This is a genomic window from Mesorhizobium sp. ISC15 (assembly GCF_037162615.1).
In the GTDB taxonomy this organism is placed as follows: Bacteria; Pseudomonadota; Alphaproteobacteria; order Rhizobiales; family Rhizobiaceae; genus Mesorhizobium; species Mesorhizobium mediterraneum.
Genome location: NZ_JAVSPX010000001.1, coordinates 3,245,236 through 3,258,078, shown reverse-complemented (window position 1 = coordinate 3,258,078; position 12,843 = coordinate 3,245,236). Strand labels below are relative to the sequence as shown.

11 protein-coding genes are annotated in these 12,843 nt (G+C 61.9%); all 11 read right to left on the bottom strand.

The genetic code is table 11. The features are described from left to right. Positions 1-96 precede the first annotated feature (96 nt). Positions 97-1,266 carry an FAD-dependent oxidoreductase gene (locus RPG13_RS15550; RefSeq protein ID WP_158302621.1) on the bottom strand — a complete coding sequence of 390 codons (1,170 nt, stop codon included), beginning with the start codon at positions 1,264-1,266 and terminating at the stop codon, positions 97-99. Next, the gene (locus RPG13_RS15545; RefSeq protein WP_095486621.1) at positions 1,259-1,588 is read right to left on the bottom strand and encodes an NAD(P)-binding protein; all 330 of its coding nucleotides are present in this window, start codon (positions 1,586-1,588) and stop codon (positions 1,259-1,261) included. Before RPG13_RS15545 ends, RPG13_RS15550 begins: the two co-directional genes overlap by 8 nt. 96 nt (positions 1,589-1,684) lie before the next feature. Beyond that, positions 1,685-2,866: a GNAT family N-acetyltransferase gene (locus RPG13_RS15540; RefSeq protein ID WP_095486503.1), complete on the bottom strand. Its 1,182-nt coding sequence runs from the start codon at positions 2,864-2,866 to the stop codon at positions 1,685-1,687. 9 nt (positions 2,867-2,875) lie between these two features. Then, positions 2,876-3,199, bottom strand: coding sequence for an acyltransferase family protein (locus RPG13_RS15535; protein WP_095486502.1), 324 nt, complete (start codon positions 3,197-3,199; stop codon positions 2,876-2,878). A gap of 13 nt (positions 3,200-3,212) precedes the next feature. After that, entirely contained in the window at positions 3,213-4,547 is a 1,335-nt protein-coding gene (locus RPG13_RS15530; RefSeq protein ID WP_095486501.1) for a lipopolysaccharide biosynthesis protein, read from the bottom strand. Beyond that, positions 4,538-5,815, bottom strand: coding sequence for a glycosyltransferase family 4 protein (locus tag RPG13_RS15525; protein WP_337125433.1), 1,278 nt, complete (start codon positions 5,813-5,815; stop codon positions 4,538-4,540). The genes RPG13_RS15530 and RPG13_RS15525 overlap by 10 nt, the downstream gene beginning before the upstream one ends. Before the next feature lie 14 nt (positions 5,816-5,829). After that, on the bottom strand, positions 5,830-6,582 hold the full coding sequence (locus RPG13_RS15520; protein WP_337125432.1) for a hypothetical protein: 753 nt from the start codon (positions 6,580-6,582) through the stop codon (positions 5,830-5,832). Further along, positions 6,575-8,539: a hypothetical protein gene (locus tag RPG13_RS15515; RefSeq protein WP_337125431.1), complete on the bottom strand. Its 1,965-nt coding sequence runs from the start codon at positions 8,537-8,539 to the stop codon at positions 6,575-6,577. Before RPG13_RS15515 ends, RPG13_RS15520 begins: the two co-directional genes overlap by 8 nt. 8 nt (positions 8,540-8,547) lie before the next feature. Continuing rightward, complete coding sequence (locus tag RPG13_RS15510; protein ID WP_126102958.1) at positions 8,548-9,693, bottom strand: glycosyltransferase family 4 protein; 1,146 nt, start codon at positions 9,691-9,693, stop codon at positions 8,548-8,550. Next, positions 9,693-10,499, bottom strand: a complete 807-nt coding sequence (locus RPG13_RS15505) for a glycosyltransferase family 2 protein (protein WP_095486496.1) — start codon at positions 10,497-10,499, stop codon at positions 9,693-9,695. Before RPG13_RS15505 ends, RPG13_RS15510 begins: the two co-directional genes overlap by 1 nt. A 747-nt stretch (positions 10,500-11,246) precedes the next feature. Beyond that, positions 11,247-12,818, bottom strand: coding sequence for a glucosamine inositolphosphorylceramide transferase family protein (locus RPG13_RS15500; protein ID WP_095486495.1), 1,572 nt, complete (start codon positions 12,816-12,818; stop codon positions 11,247-11,249). Between the last annotated feature and the right edge of the window lie 25 nt (positions 12,819-12,843).

Genomic DNA, 12,843 nt, shown 5'->3' with positions numbered 1-12,843 from the left:
CCAGCCTGACGGGCCTTCGCCGCGACGAAGCGGCTTCGGCCCGCGCAGGCGGCAGACGCGGCATGAAGACCAACAACGCTGTCGATACCGCCAAGTTCAGCCTGCTCCCCAACGAACTCCGCTTGCCGCCAAGCGAAGTTGTGGGATCGAGATTCCCATCATGTCGAGACCAATCCTGCCCATCCGACGAATACGCCATAATAGCGTTGTATCGGACGCCAGTGATCGGTTGTAAGATGCTTCAGCAAGCGACCATTCATCACAGGCAACTTTGACGGGATCACTGTAGTACGTCTGAATTTTCTCGACGCCCATTCCGGGCGTGGCTAACCATGTCGGAATATGATGGCATAACCGATCAACATCGGTCAGCACTTTATTGAGACCGGTACCCGCCGCCGGATCGCTGGTAGCAAAACTGTCACCGGCCAATACCAGACCGGGTTGCTGTTCGTGATTCTGCGCGGCGTAAAGATCAACGGGTCGAATTTGAATATCGCTTGACACGACAGCATCACCGAGGAGACGCTTCAATCGGGGCATTGCCGCATACAATGCAGATAACGGCGATGTGCGCACTTCCTGACACCACGGATGGCGTATATCACCATGGTAGACGAACACATTGGCGCGCATTCTTGAACCAATCGGAAACATGCTCACGTAACCCATAGGCCCTGGCTTTTCCGCAAAATACGTTAAAGCTTGAAATTTGAAACCAGCTTTAGAGGTGAGATCAAAACCAACACTGATCGAGTGGCATTTGCTGATCTCGGATCGCGTGATCGCACCCCGGACGACATTGTTTAAGCCGGTCGCCACCACAATCAATCGGGTCGACCATGTGTCACCATTTGACAGGGTAATTTCCTGCCGGTCGGAACTCGTCGTTATTTTGGTCACTTTGGCGCAGATGAATTGGACACTATCTGGAATCTGGCGGCGAATAACATTTACCAAATCCTGATAAGCCACCCCATATTCGCAGGGCTCGCCGTGTTTCCCATGCTTTTTACCGATGACATAACCGTGACGGGCCACCCATATCTCAGTCATCGGTGTCGCAGCCGCCAATACGGCATCCGCCAGCCCGGTTTTTTTGAGCAAGTCGACTTGATCGTCATCGAGTTTTTCGCAGCGAAACTCCCCTGGATAGACTTGATGGATATCAACAAGGATGGTCGAAATCTCCATCCGGCCAAGCATCGCAGCGGCTAACGAGCCGGCGGTACCACCCCCGAGGACCGCTACATCAATATTATTCAATTCCCGCTCCTTCGCCCACCACTTCATTGACAGCACGATCGTGACGGCGAACCAAACGGTGTCGAAGAAAATTCAAGACTCCGTCTTTTGCTGCAAAACCAAACCAGGGGCGCTTGTTTATCACCCGACCAAACCGCGCAATCCACAGTTCGGTAAACAGCGTTGACGCGGCAACAATCCCAATTTTCTCGCAGCGAAAATCCTCCGGACAGGGATGATGCGCGTCGATCAGGACGACCGAGAATCCGGCTCGCCCGAGCGTCGCGGCGGCGATAGAACCCTCCAGACCGCCGCCGACAATCCCAATATCTGCGCTATACATCATCGTCTCCCACAAAGTAATCGCATTATACTATACTCTTTCGCGAAGCTCGATGATTGCATCCCGCGCCGAGATCAAAAACTCGTGATCGCCCGGTCAGAGAAACATGCGATGCAAGGATCGTCTCGTCTTACGAAGAACCTGCCGCAGCGGTGGCTTTAATAACGGCGTTTGATTATACCATGTATCCACATAATTGATTGCCATTTTCATCGCAATGACAATACGACCGCGCAAAGTTCTGCTATCAAAATGGAAAAACAAAAGCGAATTTATATCGGACCATGAGAGCTTATAAGGCTCGTCGCCGATCGTAAAATCGAATTTCTGCATCTTTTGGCCAATGGCATATTGCATAATTTCCTGAATATGCTGACGCCCGGGACTGTATTTGGCGAACTCCTCCTGATAACTCGACATCACCAGTGAATAACTGGAATTTAACTGGAGACCCAGACCCGTCGCCACCGGAATCCCATCCAAATCCAGCCGCGTGACATGGATGACCTCGCGCAACCGAGGATTGGCGACAATCGCCAAATAAAATTCGCGAAAACCCGGACGTTCGAACATATCATGAACACCCATTCGGGCATAGCTGCTCCGTTTTTGTTCGATCAGCTTTGCAATGGTGCACTCGATCTCGGCCTGATCTTGCACGTCTACAAAGCGAACCGCCCCGCCACCTTGCTTGGCGAGGTTTTTGGCCTTGCGCCGGTGGGTATGCAGCGTCGAATTCGAAAACTTTGACGCATAAAACCGATCCCAGTTCGCTTCCGGGAGGGTTGCGACATGTCCGGCGCAATTAGCCAGCAAGACTGGCAAGTCGAGAAAGGGATTAGGTTGAGAGCCGACAACACTAGGCATATTGTAAAGTTCAACAGCGTCGAAACGAAGTTGAGGATAGTTTTGAATCGCCCGAATTATGTCTTTCCACAGGCGGCCGAATTGCCCAGGTTTCACGTGATCGCTAAAGTTTATCGCCAGAATGGGCGAATTATAATCGCACAATTCCGATCCAAACCAGACAAGCCGGCGGATCAGACCATGGCGTTCGATCGCCAATGGCAGAATAAAAATCGCCGCGCCCGTATCGTCGAGACCCAGCACGATCACCGGAATCAGTTTCTCTCTGGAGCCGATGTGGCGATACCATTCCATCTGCCAATCAAACAATTGGAATACGGTACAATCCGCATGCTGCTCTAATGTTCTCCACTGAGCTTCCACCGCGTCCATATCGGTGAAGATTTGCAGAGCAATATTCGCCGTCGTCATTGGGTGTGCCTATGTAACAAAGGTTTTAGCCAGTCTGCTGCTAGAGATGTTCTGGTTGAAATCCCAAGAGCTAGCGTGCCTTGTCCGGGTCGCCGATCGAATTATAGGGAAGAACCTGCGGATGACTTCGCCCGCAGGGGCTTGCTCCAGTCTGAACAGCAAGTTGCGCGTGATCAGGAAGCCACTCAGGACGAAGAACAGTTGGACCCCCAGCGCTCCCGCCCCGATGGGGAAGTGCGTTCTGACCCGCGGCCCGCCGAAGTGCTCGACGCCGACGAGTCCGGCCGCGATGGCCCGCAGGCCATCTAATTGCGGTCGATAACCCAGCGCCATGATCGGTGTCTCCTCAAGTCTGGAGCGGCGACGCGGTCGGTCGTTCGTGCGCGGGGCCGGCGGCAGAATCCAGTTTCATCGCGAAGGCCAAAATCAGGGCCGCACATGCACCCTCGATGCTGACGGCGAGCGTCCAGCCTAGGACCAGGCCTTGAAGTCCATCAAGCTTCGCCCCCGCGACCACGAAGCACAGCTCCAGCAATCCGCCAAGCGCGAACCAGCGAGATGCCTTGCGCATCCTGTCGCGCAACCGCGCCAGCGTACAGGCATGAAATTTGAGCGTTGATCCCAACAGGCTGAAGCCGAGGAAGCGCAGGCTCGAACCGGCGATCTCAGGATAGACGGGATTGAAGACCGCAAGGATCTCCTGCGAATAGGTGAAGATGAAGGCGGCGCAGACCAGTGAGAAGAGCAATGACGCCGTCAGCGACAAAAGGATATCGTGCCTGGATTGTTTCGGGCTTGCTCTGACCACGGGGAACAGCACCGTGGCCATGGCTGCGGGAATCAATGAGGCCATGGAGACCAGCATCCACAACGGCACGAAGGCGGCATTGGTGGTCGGCGACAGGAGAACCAGCACAAGGTAGGGCATGATGACGCCCGGGGCCTGTGCGGCCACATCGAGCGCGTAGTGACCGAATACCTTGCGCCGAAGCGTATGGAGCAGCCGGAAATCGGGGCGCCCAACGAGGCGACGCGCACCGCCCCGGGTCAGGAGATCAAAGCCGATCCAGGACGCCGGCAGCGCGGCCACCCACGACAGAAGAATCGCGGCATTGGAGGCGTAGCCGGCAGCCGCGAGGGCGGCGATCAGCATCAGCTTGACCACGGAGAACAGCACCTGCCGGATCATCTTGCCGCTGCTCCGCAAGTGGCCGACGAGCGCCTGATCGCCCACCATGCTGAGACCAGTCAGGCCGCAGCCGAGGACGAACGCAGCGCCCACGAACCAGCCGCCGATCAGCCCGGTCGAGCTATTGAGGTGCGCCTCCTCGAAGACAAACAACAAGGCCAGGCCGACCGTCAGCGCCACCCCGACGGACGCTGCTGCGGCCACGAGGCCGCGCTCCTTGCCGGGATGCCGGACGATCTCGCCCATCAGCAAGGTCCCCAGCCCGGCCTCCCCCAGCAGACCGACGAGGCCCATCACGGACAGGAGGGCGGAGGCCTTGCCGATCACCTCCGGCGGAAACAGCCGGGCGGCGAGCCACCAATAGACAAACCCAAGACCGGCCGCTGCAATCGTTCCGATCGCCAGAGCGCCGGAATTCAGAACGAGCGCGGCGCTCTTTCGAAGCTCTCGTCGGGCGCGAATAGTGGCCGTCCCGACGAGGCCTACCGGCATGATGGCTCTCCCGAACCTTGGTGCGCCGGCACCGCGGACCTGCTGGCGGCTGGGCGCAGGACGTCCCGGTAGACCTGCTCGATCCGGGTCACGACCGCTCCGGCCTTGAGGCGCCCAACCCTGGCGAGGCTTGTCGCCTCCAGTCGGGCAAGCAAGGCGCGGTCCTCCAGAAGTGTCTGCATCGCGTGGGCCAAGGCTGACGCATCACCGGGCGGCACGAGAAGCCCCGTTTCGCCGTGATCGATCATATCGGGCATGCCGCCGACGTCGGTTGCGACGACGGCCTTGCCGGACGCCATCGCTTCCATGATGACGGTCGCACAGGGTTCCAGCCCGACCGATGGCGCCACGCCGAACAGTGAGCGCCGCCATGCGTGCATGACGGCGGAATGAGGCCACATGGTGAACACATGGACGTTCGGCGGAAACTCAGTCGGTGTATCGGCGAGCGGGCGCCCGATCAGGACCAGCGGAGGCGCGCGCTCGAGGTCGGCATAGGCTTGCAGGAGAGCGTCAATGCCCTTGAGGCGCATCATATCGCCGACGAACAGGATGAATCCATCCCCGGGTAGCTCCCGCAGGCAGGGATCTTCCGGGCCAAGCACCTCGACATCGTCGGGCACGAAATTGGTGATGACCTCGTAGGGCGCGCGGCCTTGGGTCAGGCCGTTGTGACGCGCCACCGCGTGGCTCACCGCGATGAAACGGTCCACCACACGCCGGGCGGCGAAGCTCGACCCCCAGTTGCCAAACGTGGTCACGGCTGCCTTCACGGCCCCGTAATGCCCGGCAGTGCAGGGCAGGCACTTCGCCAGTGCTGGGCCACCGCAGAGATGGGTGCCCAAGTGCATGAAGTTCTTCTTGGCGCAGACAAGGCCGTAATCGTGGAGCGTAACCACGAGGCGTGCCCCACTCAGAACTTTGAGCGGCAGGAAGGACGCGTAGATCCAGTTATGGGCGTGGACGATGTCCGGCTCCTCCCGGGCGACCAGCCGCCTCAGGGCTAGCACCAGTTCGGGATCCGGGAAGGGTGGTGCGTGGCGGCGCTCGGGATCGCTGTGGAGGTCTGACAGGCGCTGGAGTGTGCCGCGCAGGCGGTGCACGCGGACCGCGCCGTCCAGCTCTGTTTCGGGCGATCCGGGATGCATAAAGGTGCCGACGCTCACGTGATGGCCCCGCTGCGCCAACGCCGCGCCGAGGTTGCGGACGTGCCGCTCCTCTCCCCCGATCACCGGAGGATAGAACTGCGACAGTAGCAGGATGCGCATGGTCGGGCTCCGTTTCAGATGTGCGGCACCAGCGTCGAAACGCTGCGATAGAGTCGGTTGTCTTCCGGCCGATAGAGCCGGGCATCTGCCTTCTGCGGGGTGGCTAAGACGGGCACCGGGATCTCCCGCGCCCAGGTCTCGCCCGGCGCGATGGTGAGCGATCGGAAGATGGCGAACGGTTGCCCGTCGAGGGTGATTTCCAGGTCGAACAGCTGAGGTTGAGTCTCGGCGCTCCTGATGCCGACGGTGATCCGGCCGGACTCGCCACTTGCCGACGGCAACAACCAGAACGCGGTGTATTTGAATTCCCGGTAGGCCGCTTCGTCCCGGACGGCCAGCGCATAGGCTCCGGTCGCCACAAGCAGCGCTAGCATGAACGCGGCCCCCTGCCAGAGCCGGACCCGCGCCGGAGCCGGCCAGGCTGGCAGATCGGGAGTGTCGCGGCGGCCGGCGGCCACCAGTGCCGCGGCGGCCGTCACGGCCCAGAACCACAGCGCCCAGCCGAGCGGCGTAAGGGAGCCCGCGGCGTTCAGGGCAAATCCCCCGGCGATGCCGGCGGCGAGGCTTGCTCCGACCGCGTAGACGAAGTGTTGCAACGCGGAGCCGGTCCTCACGCCAATGGCCCGCAGCACCGTGTGGCCCGAGACGAGGAACACCATGGGCGCGCCCAGGGCAGTACGGATGAGCAAGCTGTCGCTGACCGCAACAGCCGCCACCGCGGCCCCCGCCCACAGGCACGCGGCCAGAAGGTCCAGCTTGCTACACATTCTCATGCAATCCTCTCACGTCATAGATGACGATCCAGCCGTTGTCGTAGATGCGGGTGACGCCCTTGATGTCATTGAACTTGAGCAGCTCTGCGCCCGAGAGCGGCGTTCCCTGCCGTTGCCACGGCTCGAAGTAGAAGCCGAGCACCGGGGGAGCCGTCGTCAGGCGTAGGTCAATCATCAGGAAATCGATGTCGCTTCGCGCCAAGGCCCAAAACTCGTCGGGCCCCAATGTCTCGGCCTCGAATATGCGCGCGGAATAGACGCCTTCGATGATCCTGACCCTCACGTCCTGCCGGCCGTAGCTCGCAAGCAGAAGGCGGTTGATGCGGTCGGAGGTGAAGCGGTTGCCGGCACCGAGCCATTCCTTGGCCCAGCGTGCCGTTTCGATCCCCATGGGCTCGATTGATGCCTGATCTGCCGCCACCCTGTAGCGCCCATGGATCGGATTAATCGTAGAGCTCGCGACGCCGCCCAGGACGATGACCGCCAGAGCGACGGCCGGTGCGATGCGGCGCCACCCGCGTGGCGTGCGGCCCTGCCAGAAGTGGACGATGCTCACCGCGACGACCAGCCCGACGGCGATGAACACGAACGTTCCCATGCGGTTGCCGATTTCCCATCCGGCGATGGTCAGTCGGAAGGCCACCGAGACTGGGAGCCCGAAAGCCAGCAAGGCGAGGAGCACGAGGCGGCTGTCGCGCCAGCGGCGTTTGAGAATGTCCCGGATCGGACGCCAACCCGACCGCGCACCACTCGGCGCTGCCATGGCCAGCGACCGAAAGAATCCCGTTGCCAGGCCGAGTGCCAACAGCAGGATCGCCAGCAAGGTGGTCAGCCGCATGTAGAGGGCCTTGTCCGGCGCTCCGGGGTACTCCGACCGTGGAGTGGGCGCGCCCAGGATCTTCCCGAGCAATGTGTCGAAGCCGGATTCGACCATCGGGCCGAGATAGCCTGTGAGAGGGATGCCACGGGCCTGCACCCAAAGGGACGGCAGGGCTATAGCCAGAAGCGCCGTGAAGCCCGCGGCGGTCCTGGCCCCAATCCGCAAGGGCCCCTGCCGGCGCAAAGCCTCGAGGGCCGCCAGCGCTCCGAAGTAGGTGGCGGTGAAAGTGGCCGAGAGGTGGTGCGTGACCGCGAGGCTCGCCAACAGCAAGGCAATCAGCCCGAGCGCCTTCAGTCTCGGTCGCCCGACGAGATCCTTGGACGCTGCTTCGACCGCGAAGGCCAGCACGCACAGCACGATGCCGAGGCTCTCGTAGGAGAACATCGACTCGAACAGGACGAAGGTTGAGCAGCCCATATAGGCCAGGCAGGCGATGGCCGAGATGCGCGGCGATCCGGTGATGCTTTCGAAGAACAGAAACAGGGCACCGATGAACGTGCCCCTGAGGACGGCCAACAATAGAGTCCCCGCCGCAAACAATGGCAAGCCCGTCAGATTGACGATCGCCGTCGTCAGGATTTCCAGGGCGGGATACGTTGGCCCGATTGGGAAAAGCGGGTTGGACAGAAATAGCCGGCGGGCCGTCATAAGATCGTCGGCTGCGATCCAGTGCAAGAACTCGTCGTGATTGATGAAGCTCGTCGGGGAATAGACCGTCTTGTAGTAGAACAGGGCTTCGGCAAGCAGAAACAGGAGGAACAAGCGCTCACCCCGGGCTACCATCGGCCAGGTGATGCGAAGGCTGGTCGGAACGACCAGGAGGACGACACCGGACCAGAAGAGCAGCGGCGCCACGTCATAGCCCCGGCGCCCGGCCGCGTGCCCGGCCACGACCAGGAGTAGAGCCGTGGCGATCGTCAGGCATAGAACCGCGATCCACCCGGAATTGGCGCGTTGCGACGGGGCATCGGCGCCGCCGTCGCGAAGGTCGGGGCCGATAACGGCCGAGACGAATCGTATCCCGGCCCGGAGCGGGTTGATCCTGGTTCCCGCGGTGAAATGAGCCGGCATCATCAGCCTCATACCCCCGTCGCAGGAGGCCACGACATCACGCCGCCGGGGGGCAAGCGGACCACGGATCGGCTGCTCAGGACATCACAATAAACGTCGCTCAGCACTTGAGCGCAGGCATCCCAGTCCGGTAGCGCCAAATCCGGGACCTCCCGATGGGCCTTTAGCTCGTCGGCCATGGCGGCGGCCAACTCTTTCGGACCGGCGTTGGGCGGAATCGCCCGGCACAGGCCCTTGGCGGCCAGCTCCCGCAGACCGGACGTGTCGCTGACAAGGACCGGACGGCGCAGCGACAGGGCTTCCATTACGGCGATCGGATGGGCTTCGTAGTCGCTGAACAGCACGAACAGCGCAGCCCTCGCCAGAAGGTCTGCCATTTTCTGCCGCTCGGATCCGGGGATACCCGCAATGGTGACCCGCTTCTCGAGGCCTAGCATCGCGACGAGGCGCCGCAACTCTCTCTCATACGGGCCTGTACCGACGACGTGCAGTCGCGCGTCTGGCACCCTGCGGATCAGTTCGGGCAAGGCCCCAATCACCCGGTGATGGCCCTTGTAGCGCTCCAGCCTGCCGCCCGAGACGATCAGGTGCGGATCGACCTTGATGCCGGGGCTCGGAGCTGGCATCGCGGCGCCGTTCGGGATAACGACAAACCGCTCCCGTGGCACGCCCATCCTCCCGCTGAAGAAGCTGGCTTCGAATTCGGAGACGCCAATCAGCCGCGCGGCCTGGGCCACCAGAGGCCGGAGCAGCGCGTGCTGCGTGCCGCGCACGGTGTTGCGCAGCCGGGAGGAATGCCCGCCGCTATGGAAGGTCAGGATGAACGGCAGGTCCCCGCGCACGGCCGCGAACAGTCCGATCGGCGCCACGAAGGTGTTGTAACCTTGGAAATGGATCAGATCCCAAGTCCCGCGCCGGATCGCGGTATAAATGCGGGGCGCAAAATAGAGGTCCAGCTCCCTCGGCCAGGCCCGCACGCGCCGGACGCGCATGCCGCGCACCTCCTCCTCAACCGGCAACTCCCCCGAGGGATCGGTGGTGAGCACGTCGACGGCGTGGCCCAGCGTTACCAAGCGGGGGCCGACTTCCTGGATGTGAGTTTCGATGCCGCCTATGAGGGGGTAGCAGCGGGCGGCAACCATCAGGATTCGCATCAGGTCTGTCCACCGACAACACAGGCTGTCGCGCTCCGCCTGCGCTGTTGGTGTATCCTCTCGCGCAGGATGGTTTTGAGGACGCGCCAGCCGTCCGGCATGGCGCGCAGATGGCTCACACCGCTGATGCGCTGAGCCTCGAAGCTCGCCACCTCTACGATATTGAGGTGGTTCTTCAAGGCCCGCACGTTGATGAGCGTCTCGATCTCGAACCCATCGCAATCGCAGTCCAGCGTGGCGACGTGTTTGGTCCAGAAGGCTATGTATCCGTAGCATAGATCGGAGTACCAACCGCCATAGAGCAGCCGCACGAAAAGGGTCAGCCCCCTGTTGCCGAACATCCGGACCAGGGACATATCGTCGGTGCCGGCGCCCTGGATAAAACGTGAACCCTTGACGAGATCCGCGCCGGCCATCAGCGCACTTACAAAGACGATCGCCTCCTCCGGGACCATGGAGCCGTCGGCGTCCAGCATGACGATGATGTCGCCTGTGGCGGCCAGGAATCCCGCTTGCAGTGCAGCGCCCTTGCCCCGACGGGGCTCCATGACAACCTTCACGTCCTCGCGCAGGCGGCGCGCGACCGCGACCGTGTCGTCGGTCGAACGACCATCCACGATAATGATCTCATGCGCCCAGTTGGGGATGCGCGGCAGAAGCCAAGGGAGGTTCTCGGCTTCATTGAGCGTCGGGACGACGAAGCTGACTCGAGGCAGAGTCAACGATCGCCGCAGCGCGAAATCGATCGGGTCAGGCGGCGATGCGGCACCGATGGGGGCGACAATGCTGGAAAGACGGGCGTTCATGGCAGCGCTTTGAGGTCGTACGATGGGACCCAGGGGGCGGGCTGGAAGCGCGCCAGGACTGCCGATAGGTATCGGGCGAGATGATGGGCCGGGTGATACGTCCGGTGCTCCGCATCGCGCGCACGCAAATGCGCGGCCAGCGACAAGCCGTGGGGGCCAGATCCAATGACCGCCACATCCACGGATGTGCTTGATCCAACCATATGCGGACTCCCGGCCATAATAAAATGAAGATGAGATGAAGATCGGTACGCTTGCAGCCCCCTAATCTTAGTTTGTTATGCGAGCATTACTGATGCATATCTTAAATGGAAGGACGATGGATGGTTAGGAAAAGACAATAGATGATTAGCTCTCTTGGGGTATCCCTTCAGGTTATTTCCAGCCCATACCACCAGCGCGGATAGCACGGCAGCGGCACCGATCATCTTCAGCAGCTGTGTTGGCAGCGTTGCCAAACCCGTTTAGACCTCTGGGGCCACCTTCAACGCCAGCGAGGACATCCATCGACCCGCGGCCGGCACTAGCTCACAAGCGACAATTTCTACTGAGCGAGCCGTCGGGGCGAAGAAATGAACGTCCAGCGCAACGCTGACATTGCCACTGGCCAGAAGCTGCGATGTGCAGGTGGGCTCGCTCCTTCACTCGGCCGTGATTTCCGAGCTTATTCTGTGCCCGAGAAGGGTCGAGCGCGCCCGGCCCTTCGCAGGCGGGGTACCTTGCGCTCGACCGCCTGGCTACGGGTAGCTAGCCGGACGAGACCGGCCAAGAGAGGGACTGCCCACGCGGTCCCGAGACCCCACGCGGTCCCGAGACCGGCGCGTCGGGTACCAGCAAACGATAGGAGGTCGTGACCTCTCGCAAACCCCGGATATGCCCGAACAGGTCGATCACCTCCAGGCCAGACCGGCGGTTGTAGGTGTGACACCCCAACGCTCCGGACCAAATGCGACCGACCGGGGTCTGGGCAAACTCCGACACGCCGAGCGCATCGATCTGGCAGAACGTCACCGCGCCGCCATAACCGCGCGCGCAGTCTTGGACCGGGCGTAGCGTGCGTCCGCCGTGTCGGATGACGGCGCCTGCGGGGCGGCTGAGCCTGGCATCGAGCAGGACGGGGTTGGCGGCATGGGGCATCCAAGACCCGGTCAGGCTCTCGGCACGGTAGAGGCTGAGGGCATCCCAGGACGTGGACCTCCACAGCCTTGGGCTGACGAAAAACCAAAAGCCGCCCGCATGGCAGAGCGGCGTGGTATCGTAGCCCTCAATGCCTTCCATGAGGCAGGCCTCCCGCGTCCACCGGTAAGGGAATTCCACTGCCCGGTAGAGGCTGACATTCCTGGCCGCCCCCGATTCGGGGATCATCCAGATCTGCCCATCCTGCTCGAACAGGAACGGGTACGAGAGGTGATGCGGTTCCTCCACGACGATCCGGGATGCGCCGGCGGTCCCGTCCCGGTTCACTGTCACGACCGCAATGCACCCCCGGTTCTTCGAGTAGAGGTACTGTTCGACAAAGATGAAATCCTGCCCCTGGTGCCGGAACGGGAACGGGTCGGCAAGATAGCTGTCGGCATTTCCGGTGAGCACCCGGAAGGTCGCTTCGCCTTTGTCGAGCAGGCTCGCCGATTCATCGAAGCGCCAGCCAATCCCCCACATCCTGCCGCCCCTCGCCAGGACGTCCAAAAGCCCGATCGCCTTCGATGCAACCGTGCCGGTCGCCCTTGCAAGGGCCGAAAATGCGCCAAGCGAAGGCACGGCCGTCCGTGAACCGGGGACACCGGACGCAGCTGAACCGGTTTCCTCGCGCAAGACTTTGAGGATCAGCAGCACAGCGCAGGAGAGGACGCTGTCGAGACTCGCTGAGAACACTCCACGGTCTACACTGGCCGGACGGGCCATCCACGGCCGCAACGGGCGCGCCGTGTCGTGCAGGTCGACGAGAAGGTCCTGATCATTCGCCACGGCCGCCATGACGCCGATCTCGCCGGGTACGCCGTTGAAGAGCGGCGTCAGCACGCGCAGCCCCGCCGGGCGCGTCTCCTCTCCGCTCAAATCGATCACCACGTCCACTTGGTCGGACGGAGGCGGCGGCAGGGACCGCAGCGCCGCCTCGACGGAGTCAGTGGCGCCGTTCCCGCGAAAGCCATAGACCAGTCGTTCGAGTTCGAGCAGCAGACGGCAGGTCAACGGCAGCGGGCGGCGACCGGCCGCCAAAGCGCAGGAGACCTCGTTGCCGGGCACTTCAGCAAGCGCTTCTGCCAGCCAGAGGTGCCACCGAAGTAGCCGCGATGGATCGAGACTCAGGCAAATGCGCATTGTTGTTCTGACCGCGGATTTCAAA